The sequence below is a fragment of the Nitrobacter sp. genome (assembly GCF_051535215.1).
GTDB lineage: Bacteria > Pseudomonadota > Alphaproteobacteria > Rhizobiales > Xanthobacteraceae > Nitrobacter.
This window is the reverse complement of record NZ_JBPPLY010000001.1, coordinates 43,575-57,246: the sequence shown is the minus strand read 5'-3', so window position 1 is coordinate 57,246 and position 13,672 is coordinate 43,575. Positions and strand designations below refer to the sequence as shown.

14 protein-coding genes are annotated in these 13,672 nt (G+C 64.5%); 6 read left to right on the top strand and 8 right to left on the bottom strand.

The genetic code is table 11. From position 1 onward, the window contains the following. Positions 1–32: 32 nt before the first annotated feature. The gene (locus tag ACS3WB_RS00260; RefSeq protein WP_438273620.1) at positions 33–1,787 is read right to left on the bottom strand and encodes a heparinase II/III family protein; all 1,755 of its coding nucleotides are present in this window, start codon (positions 1,785–1,787) and stop codon (positions 33–35) included. Positions 1,788–1,923: 136 nt separating this feature from the next. Beyond that, positions 1,924–3,276: an RsmB/NOP family class I SAM-dependent RNA methyltransferase gene (locus ACS3WB_RS00255; RefSeq protein WP_438273619.1), complete on the bottom strand. Its 1,353-nt coding sequence runs from the start codon at positions 3,274–3,276 to the stop codon at positions 1,924–1,926. Between the two features lie 212 nt (positions 3,277–3,488). Between ACS3WB_RS00255 and ACS3WB_RS00250 the strand changes: the two genes are divergently transcribed. Beyond that, positions 3,489–3,713, top strand: coding sequence for a DUF1674 domain-containing protein (locus ACS3WB_RS00250; RefSeq protein WP_438274009.1), 225 nt, complete (start codon positions 3,489–3,491; stop codon positions 3,711–3,713). Between the two features lie 68 nt (positions 3,714–3,781). Continuing rightward, positions 3,782–4,366 carry a thermonuclease family protein gene (locus ACS3WB_RS00245; protein WP_438273618.1) on the top strand — a complete coding sequence of 195 codons (585 nt, stop codon included), beginning with the start codon at positions 3,782–3,784 and terminating at the stop codon, positions 4,364–4,366. Between the two features lie 31 nt (positions 4,367–4,397). Here ACS3WB_RS00245 and ACS3WB_RS00240 read toward each other — a convergent pair whose 3' ends face one another. The 3 genes from ACS3WB_RS00240 to ACS3WB_RS00230 form a co-directional block, all read right to left on the bottom strand. After that, positions 4,398–4,916 carry a L,D-transpeptidase gene (locus ACS3WB_RS00240; RefSeq protein WP_438273617.1) on the bottom strand — a complete coding sequence of 173 codons (519 nt, stop codon included), beginning with the start codon at positions 4,914–4,916 and terminating at the stop codon, positions 4,398–4,400. Between the two features lie 406 nt (positions 4,917–5,322). After that, positions 5,323–6,954 carry a lysine--tRNA ligase gene (locus ACS3WB_RS00235; protein WP_438274008.1) on the bottom strand — a complete coding sequence of 544 codons (1,632 nt, stop codon included), beginning with the start codon at positions 6,952–6,954 and terminating at the stop codon, positions 5,323–5,325. Between the two features lie 148 nt (positions 6,955–7,102). After that, complete coding sequence (locus ACS3WB_RS00230) at positions 7,103–8,038, bottom strand: transporter substrate-binding domain-containing protein (RefSeq protein WP_438273616.1); 936 nt, start codon at positions 8,036–8,038, stop codon at positions 7,103–7,105. An 80-nt stretch (positions 8,039–8,118) separates the two neighbouring features. Here ACS3WB_RS00230 and ACS3WB_RS00225 point away from each other — a divergent pair, with 80 nt between their 5' ends. Then, entirely contained in the window at positions 8,119–10,179 is a 2,061-nt protein-coding gene (locus tag ACS3WB_RS00225) for a glycosyltransferase family 2 protein (RefSeq protein ID WP_438273615.1), read from the top strand. Here ACS3WB_RS00225 and ACS3WB_RS00220 read toward each other — a convergent pair. The 3 genes from ACS3WB_RS00220 to ACS3WB_RS00210 form a co-directional block, all read right to left on the bottom strand. Then, positions 10,170–10,781 (bottom strand): SCO family protein, encoded by a 612-nt coding sequence (locus tag ACS3WB_RS00220; RefSeq protein WP_438273614.1) that lies wholly within the window; start codon positions 10,779–10,781, stop codon positions 10,170–10,172. The two genes, ACS3WB_RS00225 and ACS3WB_RS00220, sit on opposite strands and share 10 nt — an antisense overlap. Positions 10,782–10,895: 114 nt before the next feature. Further along, complete coding sequence (locus ACS3WB_RS00215) at positions 10,896–11,069, bottom strand: hypothetical protein (protein ID WP_438273613.1); 174 nt, start codon at positions 11,067–11,069, stop codon at positions 10,896–10,898. A 152-nt stretch (positions 11,070–11,221) separates the two neighbouring features. Then, positions 11,222–11,680 (bottom strand): hypothetical protein, encoded by a 459-nt coding sequence (locus ACS3WB_RS00210; protein WP_438273612.1) that lies wholly within the window; start codon positions 11,678–11,680, stop codon positions 11,222–11,224. Between the two features lie 327 nt (positions 11,681–12,007). On the opposite strand from ACS3WB_RS00210, the gene ACS3WB_RS00205 reads away from it, so the two are divergent. The 3 genes from ACS3WB_RS00205 to ACS3WB_RS00195 all read left to right on the top strand — a co-directional run bounded on the left by ACS3WB_RS00205 (position 12,008) and on the right by ACS3WB_RS00195 (position 13,665). After that, a complete protein-coding gene (locus ACS3WB_RS00205; RefSeq protein ID WP_438273611.1) occupies positions 12,008–12,700 on the top strand; it encodes an RNA polymerase sigma factor in 693 nt (230 codons plus the stop codon). A gap of 91 nt (positions 12,701–12,791) precedes the next feature. Continuing rightward, on the top strand, positions 12,792–13,313 hold the full coding sequence (locus ACS3WB_RS00200; protein WP_438273610.1) for a DUF4142 domain-containing protein: 522 nt from the start codon (positions 12,792–12,794) through the stop codon (positions 13,311–13,313). Between the two features lie 34 nt (positions 13,314–13,347). Next, positions 13,348–13,665, top strand: a complete 318-nt coding sequence (locus ACS3WB_RS00195; RefSeq protein WP_438274007.1) for a cupredoxin domain-containing protein — start codon at positions 13,348–13,350, stop codon at positions 13,663–13,665. The last annotated feature ends 7 nt before the right edge of the window (positions 13,666–13,672 follow it).

The following is a 13,672-nucleotide window of genomic DNA, read 5'->3' as shown; positions in this document are numbered from 1 at the left end:
ACAACGATCGGAAAAGACCGGGTCTTAAGCTGCTATAGCGGTAATTCCGGCTGCCGGCTCGCATTGCGGCGGGCGGTGGTGGCCGTTGGCGAGGTGGCCGAACGGAGGAAACTCCAGCGCACGCTGGGGGCTTCCCGCGCGCTCTGATGGATCACGATCTGCGCGCTGCGGCGGGGGCCGTCATTGCCGGCGAGAAACACGCTGTCTTCGAGGTCGACGCGGTCGGCGGGCGCGTCGAACGTCCAGACCTCGCGGTTTGGCAGCACCAGCATCACCCCGTGCCCATCGCTGAGGCGGCTCGCCTTGATCGACGGATGCAGATGAAAACGCAATGCGTAGTCGATCCTGCTGCCCTTCATGCGGCCGCCGGGCGCGGGCGCCAGCGTGTCCTCGCCCTCCAGCCGCGCGCCGTCGCGCGTGATCGTCAGCATGCGGCTATGGATCAGGCCGAAGCGGGCGAGATAGCCGTCATGCGAAGCCGTCAGCCGTTCGCCGTCGTCGACAGTCTCGCGGGAGCTTTCGACATGGCGCGGGCCGCCGACGATCGGCGCGCCTTGCAGCAGCCGTTTCATCGCCGACTGTTCGACGAACTGGCAGGATGACGTTTCATGGCAGGTCAGCGTGGAATGCGCCGGCGTGGTGCGCGCGAAGGCGCGCCAGGTGTCGCGGCTGGTCGAGGGTGTGCCGCAATTGATAACGATCCGGTTCAGTCCGGAGGACAGCTCGAACGACAGGCAACCGGCATGCGCTTCCTCGCTGAGGTTCGACGGTGGCGGCGGTCCGGTATCGACGATCAGTGTCGTGGCGCCGGCATCGAGGCGCTGGAAGCCGGTGTGCGGCATGTGGGCCATCGGTATGCCGCGAGTGTCGTCATAGGCCAGCAGCGTTGCCAAAAGGTCCGACGGCGTACCGCTCATACCGTTGAACAGCGCAAAACTGCCGTCGCCGTGACGGAAGAAACGCAGCATGGGCATCATGCGGTCGATGGCGTTCAACAGCGCCGCCGGCGGCGCTATGTTGCGCGCCGCGAAGGTCTGCCGGAGCGGCAGCAGGTCGATCAGCAGTTCGATCAATGCGCCCGGATTGCGCGAGACATGGCCGCCATCGGGCAGGATCTGACGCCGCAATTCGTCGGACAGCTTGCGCGTCGCGGTGCGGATAGTGCGGGCCTGATTGGCAAGGCACAGCGAAGCGTAGCACAGCGCGATCAGCACCTGGAGCCGCGGCACGCCGTCGGGCGCGTCGTGCAGGCCGAAACGCAGCAGGCGGATGTCGCGGGCCAGCGCGCGGAGATAGCGGCGATAGAATTTTCCATCGGTATCGCTGAGCACGAGCGGCGCATGGCACAACAGCGAGATGACGCGGCGCGCCATGACGTCGGCACGGCGTCCGAGCGGCCGCCGGCGCGCCGGATTCGACATCCAGTCGTCCACCAGCGATCGCGCATTGGCACGGGTGATCGCGGTATCGGCGGCGCGCAGGTGCCGCAGCCAGCCGAAACCCAGCAGCGTAGCTTCCCAGTCCTCGGATGGTGGTTCGAGGTCGAAGATCGAGCGGGAACGGCAGGTGACGATCTTGCCCGCGAACACGAAGCGGCCGGCATAGATCTCGGCGGCGCGGGTGGCGTCGGCCGTGCGCAGGTCGTGCGGCGCGATCGTCAGCCGGTCGGCGCGGCCGGGCCAGAGACGCGACAACGCCGCCGGGCCGTCGCCAGCGCGTGCGAGCGTCCGTCGTGCGAAGCGGCGGAGCAACAGCGTTGAAATGCGTCTGCGATGAGCGACCGACACGCTGCGCCTTCAGTGTGAGGATTCCCGCGAATCCCTTTCAGTTGATGGGGACTCTTTCGCGAATCTTTTTAATCCGGAAAGGCCGGCAACGCACTATCTTGAAATGCCACGAATCTGTTTGATCCGGCTTTGGATATCAGCACTTGGTCAATCGCGCCGCGTAGAAACCGTCGAGGCCGCCCAACTTCGGATCGTCGCGCGGCAGATGGCAGGGCAGGGTGCGCAAGTCACCCGCCGGCGTCACGATACCGTCCAGTCCGGCAACTTCCGCGGCGCTGATCGGCGCGCGCCGTACGCCTGCCTCCGACGCGAGCAGCGCGGCGACGGTCCGCTCGCCTTCCTCGGGTTCCAGCGAGCAGGTGCAATAGACCAGTGTTCCGCCTGGCTTGAGCAGCGCGAGCGCTTTTTGCAGCAGCCGGTTTTGCAGCGTGGTCAGCGCCGCGATATCCGCCTCCTGCTTGAGCCAGGCCACGTCCGGATGACGGCGGATGGTTCCGGTCGCGGAGCAGGGCGCGTCGATCAGCACGCCGTCGAAGCCGCCGACTGCCGCATCATCCTGCCATTCGACGGCGTCGGCGACGAGCGCCCGCGCGTCCAGCGACAGCCGGCCGAGATTCTCGCGCAGCCGCGCCACCCGATTTGGGGAACGGTCGATGGCCGTCACGTCCGCACCCGCCTGCGCGAGTTGTGCGGTCTTGCCGCCGGGCGCGGCGCAGAGGTCGACGATACGTCGTCCTTTGAGATCGCCGAACAGCCGCGCCGGCAGCGCGGCGGCGGCGTCCTGCACCCACCATCGCCCTTCCGGAAATCCGGGCAGCATCGCGATGGGGCCCTGCAATGCTGTGCGAACGGTTCCGGTCGGCAAAACCTCGCCATGCAGCCGCGCCGCCCACTGCGCCGCGTCGGTCTTGACGGTGAGATCGAGCGGCGGTTCGTGGCTGATTGCCGCGACAATGGCTTTCGCGGCGCTCTCGCCGTAATGAGCGGTCCATCGCGCCATCAGCCACGGCGGGATATCGAGCGCCTCCGAGCGGACCTCATCGATCAGGCACTGACCCTCGCGGGCGCAGCGGCGCAGCACGGCGTTGACCAGCCCCGCATATTTCGCCGCCCGGCGGTCCGATTGCACGAGGCGCACCGACAAATCGACGGCGGCGTGATCCGGCACGTCCATCCAGAGAATCTGCGCCGCGCCGATCAGAAGCGCGCTCTGGGCGCGCGGTGCGTCGGTCGGGACGCCGCGATCGAGCAGCCGCGACAGCAGATGGCCGAGTGTTCCAAGCCGGCGCAGGATCGTCGCCACCAGGCGCCGCATCAAGGCGCGATCTCGATCGGCGAGCGCCTTCAGGCCGGGATGCGCGGCCGCGCCTTCGAGCTGTTCGTCGAGCGTGCGACGCTTGTGCAGGACGCCGTCGAGAATATCCGCTGCGATGCGCCGGGCTGCGAGGCCGGGGACCTCGGTGGGCGGTGCGAATCTGGTTGACGGCATGAGGCAGGCAAATCGCTTGAAAGTGAGGGATGACGGATACGCATCTGCTCAACGTCCGTCACGGCGGGATCAGATTCGTGACACGTGAATATGCCAAATATAAGAATCGCCATCATGTTCACGCATTCGGAACATGATTTGTGGTGGAAGACGGCTTTCTGGCGACGATGATTCGCTTCCGCCCGCCGGAAAATCGCCACGGGAGTTATGACATGGCGGACGAGCCTTCGATCTTGCCGCACAACGATCCGGCCGATGCGCGAAAGCCGTTGACCCCGGCAGCACAGCGCGCGCTCGCCGAGGCGGAGGCGCGCCGTGCCGTTTCTCAAGCAGCTGCCGGACCAAAAGAGAACCCGAAAGAAATTCAGGGGCCGAAAGGCCCCGAGCCGACGCGGTTTGGCGATTGGGAGCGAAACGGAATCGCATCGGACTTCTAAGCGGATCATTTTCCGCCATCGATGCCTTTTCAGCTTGCAGTTGGGTAAAAATCGGCTATATTAGGAATATGTACCCATATACCAGAATAAATACATCGCCGGCGTCGCGTTGGCGTGGCCGTCTATCGCCGGTTCTGCCCTGGATTTTCACTTTGGGCGTGGTGGCTGGCACCATGCTGCCGATCCGGAACTGGGTGCATTGGCCGCCGGCGGCCCTTAACCAGATGTCGCTGCCGTCCCCGACCGACACGCGCGCGATCTGGGCGCGCGCCGCCGATTCGGGAGCGCGGCACCAGGTCGAGGTCGTCAGGACGATCGACGGCGATACCTTCGAGGCGCTGGTTCATCTGTGGCCCGGTCTCGACATGACGACGCGGGTGCGGCTGCGCGGCATCGACGCCGCGGAGATGAAGGCCGCCTGCGCCGAGGAACTGCGGCTGGCGCAGGCCGCGAGCGCCCGGCTGCGCGATCTGCTCGGCGAGGGCGGTGTCACGATCGCCAATATCGGACCCGACAAATATAACGGGCGCGTCCTTGCCGATGCAGCCACGGCACGAACGCCCGACGTCTCGGCGGCGATGCTGGCTGGGGGTTACGCCCGCGCCTATCACGGCGGTCATCGCGGAAACTGGTGCGACGGCGCGAGGCGGTAGCTTTACGGTTGGCGCTTACCGCCTCTCTCAGTCAGCGTTGCGTCACCACAACCGGCGTTCCGATCGAAACGCGCCGATAGAGGTCGTCGATGTCGTCGTTGTACATGCGAATGCAGCCGTATGACACGAAATGACCGACCGACTGCGGACGGTTGGTGCCGTGAATGGCATATTGCCCGCCGCCGGACAGCGTCATCGCCGCGACGCCCATGGGATTCGACGGCGAGCCTCCCGCAATGACGTCCGGAATATTCGGGTGATCGCGCTTCACGTCCGCCGGCGGCGCCCATGCCGGGTCGCGATATTTGCCTTCGATCTGCGCGGTGCCGGTCCATTGCTTGCCGGCCTTGCCGACGCCGACGGGATAGCGGATCGCGCGATCGGAATCGACGATCAGGTAGAGCCTGCGCTCATTGGTCTTCACCACGATGGTGCCCGGCGCATAATCACCGCGGTAGCTCACCACATCCGGCCGCGCTTCGGCCGGTGCGATAACCAGCAGGCTGGCTCCGATCGTGGCGGCCAACGCCGCCGCAGCCCTCGTCGACATTCCTTTGCTCCAAAACTGCATCGTAGCCGCAGCCGCCACCAACTTCGAAATCGCACGGCGCGCCGTCACGCGCGATTCGATGCGCAGTCTCGGCATTCAAATAAAATTGCCTGAACAAAGTAAATGACCGGAAAACGAACCGCTGCCCGAATGGGACGCAAGCGCAGCCGGCGCAAGTGCAGCGGTCATTCGTTCGGAAGCGCAGAGCGCGAACCGCCGGTGAAGTGGGGGGCAGTCACCGGCGGGCCGGGAGTGGACGGGGAACCTCTGGGGAAAGTCCGTCCGGTTAATGTGGACGGACGACAGGGCGTTCCGGACGATACAAAAAAACCCGCCAGTCGGAGGGAAAAGTTTTTCCGCTTCCCGGTCCGCCCGGCGGTACCCCCGTCAGGAGCTGCGAAGACCGTCATCCCGCCCGCGCGAGCGCGCCGTCGATCATTGCGATGGCGTTCTGCAATCCGTAGACCGCGACGAACGAACCGAAGCGCGGCCCCTTCTCCTGTCCGAGCAGCACCTGATAGAGCATGTTGAACCAGTCCAGCGAGACGCCGGGGCGGCCGTCCTTGGCCAGCTTCTTATGGTTCAGAAAAGGCTCGCGTCGGCCGATCTCATACACCACGTTCTGAATGTCTTCGGCCGACGCGTCTGCCGGGAATTGCGACAGCGCGTCGCGCAGGTCCTGCAACGCGGCGCGCTCGCTCCCCGTCGGCTCGCGGAATTTTTTCGCCGGCGCCACGAAGTCGCGGTAATAGTTGATGGCGTAGCCGACCAGCGCGTCGAGCTTCGGATGGGTCTGCGGCGTGACGCCGGGACGATAGCGGCCGATGAAGCCCCATAGTGTTTCGGCATTCTCCGCGTTCGATGACGATACCAGCGTCAGCAGCAACTGGAACGTGACCGGCATGTCGGCCTCGGGCGGCCGGCCGGCATGAATGTGCCAGACGGGGTTGGCGAGCCGCTCCCTTGCGTCCTGACGCGGGTAGCCTTCGAGGAACTGCTGGTAGTCGTCGACGTTGCGCGGAATCACGTCGAAATGCAGCCGCTTCGCCGCCTTCGGTTCGCGGTACATGAAGAGCGACAGCGATTCCGGCGAGGCATAGCGCAGCCATTCGTCGATGGTCAGGCCGTTTCCCTTCGACTTGGAAATCTTCTGGCCCTTGTCGTCGAGGAACAGTTCGTAGTTGAAGCCTTCCGGCGGCGTGCCGCCGAGCGCGGAACAGATCTTGCCCGACAGCTTCACCGAATCGATCAGGTCCTTGCCCGCCATTTCATAATCGACGCCGAGCGCGGTCCAGCGCATCGCCCAGTCCGGCTTCCACTGCAATTTGCAATGTCCGCCGGTGACGGGGACCGTGACGCGCTCGTTGGTTTCGGGATCGTCATAGGAGACCGTGCCGGCTTTCGCGTCGTGAGCGACGATCGGCACCTGCAGCACCACGCCGGTGCGGGGGCAGATCGGGAGGAAAGGCGAATAGCTCGCGGCGCGTTCCTCGCGCAAGCTGGGCAGCATGATCGCCATCACCCTGTCGATGTTTTCGAGCACCTTCAGAAGGGTGGCGTCGAAGCGGCCCGAGGTATAGTAGGCGGTCGAACTGGCGAACTCGTAGTCGAAACCGAAGGTGTCGAGAAAGGCGCGCAGGCGGGCGTTGTTGTGCTCGCCGAAACTCGGATGCGTACCGAATGGATCGCGCACCTGCGTCAGCGGCTTGCCGAGATCCTGCGTCAGCAGGTCTTTGTTCGGCACATTGTCCGGCACCTTGCGCAGGCCGTCCATGTCGTCGGAAAACGCCAGCAACCGGGTCTTGATCTTGTCCTCGGTCAGCACGCGGAAGGCGTGACGAACCATCGTGGTGCGCGCGACCTCGCCGAAAGTGCCGATATGCGGCAGCCCGGACGGACCGTAGCCTGTCTCGAACAGCACCTCGTCCTTCGGTTTCTTCTTGAGGCGCGCGACGATCTGCTTCGCCTGCTCGAACGGCCACGCATTGGATTGCTCGGCGAGGCTGCGCAGATCGCTCGCTGACATCGGGTCTGACATTTCACTCACTTCACTCTCCATGGCGCGCGCGGTGTCTTCCGTTCCGCCGCACCAATTTTTGATTGAGCATGATCCTATCCGAAAACCGGTCCCGCTTTACGCGCGCGGCGCTTCGCGCCGGGGTCATGCTCTCAACGGGGTCATGCTCTCAAAAGGGACTGACGGAAAAATACCGCAGCCACAGGTCGGTGTAGCGGCCCTTTTCCCAGATCCGGAACAACGCCCAGTTCAGCGCCTGGCGCAGCACGTCGTTGCCCTTCTTCACCGCGATGCCGACACCTTCGCCGAAATAGCGGCTTTCGACAAACGGGCCACCGCTGAACGCGCAGCAGCCTTCCGAATCGGTGCCATTGATCCAGAACGCCAGCCCGATGGCATCGCCGAAGATGAAGTCGACATCGCCCCGCCGCAGCGCCTGCCGCAGCGCCTCGTCGTTCGGATAGGTGTGCAGTTCGGCGTCGGTGAAGAAAGCCTTGAGATAGGCCTCGTGCGCGGAGCCCGCGATGACGCCGACCTTCTTGCCCTCGAGATATTCCGGGCGCACCTCTGGTATCACGGCGTCGCGCCGCGATACGAATCGCGCCGGCGGCCGATAGTACGGATCGGTGAAGTCCACCCGTTTGCGCAACTCCGGCGTCACCGCCAGCGATGCGATGATGGCATCGCCGCGGTTGCTGGTAAGTGCGTCCACCAGCGTCTCGAAGCGCCGCATCTGGATCGTGCAGGTGACCTTGATCTCGTCGCACAGGGCGCGCGCCAGATCGACATTGAAACCGGCCGGATTGCCGTCCGGACCGGTGAAGTTGAAGGGCGGATAGTCTGTCTCGGTCAGAAAGCGGATCACGCTCAGGCGGGACAGTTCGGGCCGGTCCGGGCGGCGACGCGGATCCCAGAAGCCCGGCACCGCCTGCGGCGCGACGGCCGAGGTCTTCGCCGCGGCGGTCGTTGGCGCCGCTTGCGCGCGCGCGTCGTCGGTCGCCGCGCTACAAACCAGCAGCCCGCAAGCGACCAGCAGGCAACCCAGCGTCGTCGCGGGGCTGCGCTTCAATCTTTCGTTGGCGGAGGCGGTAATCTGTGGTTGCATTGAGCGGGGCTTTTTGGACGGAGGTCTTATAGACCATCCGGAGCGCGACGCGAGTATCGTTTGTTGCGCGGGGGCGGCACTTGGCGGGACGTTACTTGGCGGGACGGGATCGTGTCGAGGATGGCGGACGGGTTGTCGCGCCCCGCCTTGCCGTGGCGGAAGGTTGGCCGTTTCCGTTGCCGGGCCTTCCTGCCGGCGTCGTCCCCACTCCGCAATCCAGCAACGACAACTGGCTGTGCGATCCGGAGCCGGGTCCGGCGGGCGAACTGGATTGCCTGCGGTCCGTGCTCGCTCCGTCGCTGTTAAGCGCGGCCGAAGCACGCTGCCGGGAGCTCGGGATCGGTGCGGATCAGGTGCTGATCCGGTTGGGCGTCATCGATGAGGATGCCTATCTGCAAGTGTTGTCCCTTCACACGGGCCTTGCGATCGAAACATTCGCGGAAATATCGCGTGCCGATTGCCCGCTGCCCGATCATCATCTGCTCCGAGCCGCCGAACACGGGCTGCTTCCGTTGCGCCGGCATGGGCAGTTGATCTGGGTGGTCGCTCCGCGCGGCTTCGCCGCGCGAAGACTCTCTCGTCTCGCCGCCGCATATCCATCGCTGCGAGATCGGGTCCGTCTGACATCGACGCGGGATCTCAGTCAGTTTCTGCTGCGGCACGAGGCGGGGGAGGCGCTCGGCCGATCCGCAGCCGACGCGCTCGGCGGGCAATTCCCGGACCTGTCCGCCGCGCCGGTTGCGGAAGGCCCTGGCAGCAGGCGTCGGGTCCTGCGGCGTGTCGCGCAGACCGGCATCCTGACCGTCATGATGACGCTGATGTCCGCCTCCGTCCTGGATATGCTGAACAGCATGCTGGCGGTATGGTTTCTCGCATTCATCGGCCTGCGGCTCGCGGCCAGCTTGCGACCGACGCGTCCGCAGGCGCGGCTGCCGCGCATCCCCGATGGCCGTCTGCCGGTCTACACCGTGATCGCGGCGCTGTATCGCGAGGCGGCGTCGGTCGCGCCGCTGATGCAGGCCATCGGCGAACTGGACTACCCGCGCGAAAAACTCGACGTCATTATCGTTATCGAGCTCGACGATCTCGAAACCCGCGCCGCCCTCGCCAGGCTCGGTCCGATACCGCATGTCCAGGTCCTGCTCGCCCCGCCGCTGGGACCCCGCACCAAGCCGAAAGCCCTGAACTGCGCGCTGCCGTTCGCGCGCGGCATCTTCACTGCCGTGTTCGATGCCGAGGATCGCCCCGATCCGGGCCAGCTCCGCGCCGCGCTCGACGCCTTTCGCATTGGAGGCCACGAGGTCGCCTGCGCTCAGGCCAGCCTCTGCATCGAAAATCAATCCGATAGCTGGCTCTCCCGCATGTTCGCCGCTGAATATGCCGGGCAGTTCGACGTCTTCCTTCCGGGACTTGCGTCGTTCGGCGCGCCGCTGCCGCTCGGCGGGTCGTCGAACCACTTCCGCACCGCCATCCTTCGCAGAGTGGGCGGCTGGGATGCCTACAACGTCACCGAGGACGCTGATCTCGGTTTCCGGCTGGCGCGCTTTGGCTACCGCTCGACCACCTTCGCCTCGACGACTCTCGAAGAGGCGCCGGCGCGTTTCGGCGGATGGTTGCGCCAGCGCTCGCGCTGGATGAAAGGATGGATGCAGACCTGGAGCGTCCACATGCGCCGCCCCGGACGACTGTGGAGGGAAGCGGGCGCCAAGGGGTTTTTCACGCTGAACGCCGTCGTCGGCGGCAATGTATTGTCGGCGTTGGCCTTTCCGTTACTTGCCGCCGACATGGCGGTCGACGTGCTGGCGCGTTCCGGCGGCGGTCCCGGATGGTTCGCCGCGAGCCCGCTCATGCCGCTCTATCTGATCGCGATCGTCGCGGGGTTCGCCTCGACCATCGTGGTCGGCTTGATGGGGCTGGCGCGGCGCGGGCAGTTGCGGCAGGGCTGGATCCTGGCGCTGACGCCGCTCTATTGGGCCTGCCTCTCGATCGCGGCGTGGCGCGCGCTGTATCAACTGCTGAGAGAACCATATCGATGGGAGAAGACAGAGCACGGCCTTTCCCAGCGAACCCGACCGAATGACACCTCTCAGACGCTCGGCTCCCGCGCCGTGGCCCTACAGCGCCAGCGGCGCTACAGATAACGCTTGAGATCGGCGGCGGCCGCGTCAGGCGAGCGGTTGAGATTGAACGGCGAGACAAAGTTGCCGTCGCGATCCATCAGATAGATCAGTGCCGTATGATCCATCGAGTATTCGCCGTCTTTCAACGGAACCTTTTTGGCGAAGACCCGATATGCGGACACGATCTTCCCGACCGCGGCCGCATCGCCGGTCAGGCCTTTCAGGTGCGGATCGAAGCTGGACAGATATTCCTTCATCGCGGCCTGGGTGTCGCGCTCCGGATCGACAGTGACGAAATAGGCGTTGACGCGGTCGGCGTCCTTGCCCATCGCCCGCAGCACTTCCGACATTTCGAATAGCGAGGTCGGACAGACGTCGGGGCAATGGGTATAGCCGAAGAAGATCAGCGTCGGCCGGCCGATCAGATCCTTTTCGGTGACGCTCCGGCCGGTCTGGTCGGTCAGCTGGAACGGACCGCCGATCTTCGCCGGCTGGGTCTTGCCGAGCAGGTTGTTACCAAAGGGGCCGCCGCCGGCCAGCCAAAGCACCGCCGTGAGGCCGATTGCCAGGCTGCCGATGAAGGCCGCGAACACGGTCAGCGGGCGGGTAGCTCGATTTGCCATTAGATGTCCTTAGAGCATTTTCCGGCTGTGTGGAATTCGGATAACCGTAACAAAACGCTCGCGATTATGCCTGTCCTGATCACGAAACCGGTATCCACTTTGGAGGAATCCGCGCTAAAAGCAGGCGGCAATGCCGGAGGCCAGCATCTCGAAGAACACGGCGGTGCCGTAGTGCGCCCACAGCGCCAGCGCTCCGAGCAGCAGCACGGCGCCGGCGGCTGCGCTGCATGCTACGATCGTGGAGGCGATACCTCTTTGCGAGGTTGCCAGTTGCGCCGGGCGCTGCATGATTTTTCGCAATTCCCGTGAAGAATCAACCCTCGCCACTCGGCAGACGCGCCGCCGCCCATGCGATCCGTTGAAGCTTCAGATAAGGCCAGTCGCGCCCTCAAGGCAAGCGTAACCGCCGACGATCACGTCGTGATGAAGTGGCGGCAGCGTCAGTGCGCCGACGAGGCCTGAGCATCGAGATAGCACGGACGGTACATGTCGGCGAGCTGGCGGCCGCGCAGGAAGATCATGCGCCGCGTCAAGCCGCCGCGCTGTTGAATCCAGCGCCGTACCGCGGAAGGGTACATCAGATAGAGCATGTGGGTCGCTTCGGGATTGGTCACGGCCTGACCGTCGGATCCGATGTCCCAGGCGGCATGAAATCCGAGCGCGGCGTGCGACGTCACGCAGATCTTGTCGTGGGGAACCGCGCCGAGAACAATGGTGCAGGCCGATGCGCACAGCCCGTCAATAATGACGGACTGCCCCGAGTTGCGAAGGTTTTGATATTTATCGACGTAGGTGCCGATACGGCCGCCCCGGTCTTCACCGATCCGGACAACGGCGTGACTCGCCGCAACATGTCCCATCACCAGAACCGCTGCGAGCAATCCTGTCACGACCTTCATCGTTCGCCCCGATGTTGACCCCGAATCCGTCGGGGACCGTCGTGCGATTCCCAACCTCGGCAGCCTCCGGCGAGATCGGCGCTTTGTCCAGATGACTGCGCTCTCTTTCATCAAATTCAAATCCAGTGTTGCTGACGCGCTGCACTTTCCGCGACCCGCGATCAGGATTGGTCTCTGATCGCGGTCACGTCCGCTATCGCGGCATGCGCAGCAGGTGAATCGTGGAACCGCCGCAGATATGGTTAATCCGAACCGACCGGGAACCTCGGCGGTTTTGCCGCATCCATGTCTTCAACGACAGAGCTATCCTGAAAACGGGAGGAGCGCATGCAACAGATTCAGTCCCGGCTGGCCGCGGAGACCGTTGACGACGATCTGGACTTGGTTCGCCGCGCTCGCGCGCGTGACGAGGGCGCTATCCGTGCCATCATGCAGGCGAACAACCGCAAGCTCTACCGGATCGCCCGCGGCATCCTTCGCAACGACAGCGAGGCGGAGGACGTCGTGCAGGAAACCTACGTTCGCGCCTTCACGCATCTGGAAAGTTTTCGGGGCGATGCTCGTCTGGCGACCTGGCTCGCGCGCATCGCCATGAACGAGGCGCTCGGCCGGCTGCGTCGCCAGCGTCCGAGTGTCGACTGGACCACGCTGGAGCCTGTCGCGTCGGACGCCCGTATCATCCAGTTTCCCGGCTCCGCCACGTCAGATGATCCGGAAAAAACCATGGCTCAGCGCGAAATGCAGCACATCGTCGAGCAGGCGGTCGACGAACTGCCTGAAGCTTTCCGTATCGTCTTCATCACCCGCGTGATCGAGGGAATGAACGTGGAGGAAACCGCCGAGATTCTGGACCTGAAGCCGGAAACCGTGAAAACGAGGCTTCATCGCGCCCGCGCGATGCTGCGCAAGAACGTCGAGAAGAAAATCGGTCCGGTGGTGATGGAGGCGTTTCCCTTTGCCGGCAGACGTTGCGCGCGCCTGACCGATGCGGTTCTCGGTCGGCTGGGCCTGACGAAATAATCCAGGAACCTGTTCCGCCCCGCTGCATCCAACCCTGTGTCTCAACCAAACGCCACGGCGATCCGGTCGCGGCGTCACAGGAGTATCAAAGATGCTTGTCCGATTGAGCGCGGCGATCGCCGCAGCAGTGCTGCTGAGCGGCGGCGCCTTCGCGCAGGATGCGAAGCCCACCGACCCGCAGATCGCGCATATTGCCTATACCGCCGGCGTCATCGATGTCACCGCGGCGAAGCAGGCGCTGGAGAAATCCGAGAACAAAAAAGTGAAGGCGTTCGCCGCCGACATGGTGCGGGATCATGAGGCGGTGAACAAGAAGGCGCTCGCACTGGTCAAGAAGCTGAAGGTCACTCCGGAAGACAACGATACCAGCCGCACGCTCTCCAAGAATGCCGCCGCCAAGCTCAAGGAATTGTCGGCGCTGAAGGGGGCCGCGTTCGACAAGGCCTACGTCGACAACGAGGTCGCCTATCACAAGGCGGTCGACAGCGCGCTCGAGACCCTGCTCATTCCGTCCGCCAGCAATGCCGAGCTGAAGAGCCTGCTGCAGACAGGGCTCAAGATCTTCCAGGGCCACGAGCAGCATGCCGAACACGTCGCGGCCGAACTGAAATAAGGAGCGCCCCATGAAGCCGGGCGGACATTTTCTGATGGTTGCAGCCGCGGGATTCGCGCTCTCAGGCGTCGCAATCTTGGAATTGTCCGTCCCGGCCCATGCGGCGACCGTTCAAATCACAATGCGCGACCTCGAGATCGCGCCCGCCGCGGCGAATGCCAAAGTCGGCGACACCATCGAGTGGGTCAATGATGATATTTTCGTGCACAGCGCGACGGCGCGGAACGGCGACTGGGACGTTGAGCTGCCGCCGAACAAGACCGTGAGGCTGGTGCTGAAAAAGCCGGGAACGATAGACTATTATTGCCGCTTTCACCCCAACATGAAGGCCAGGCTGACGATCTCGCCATAGCGCGGTT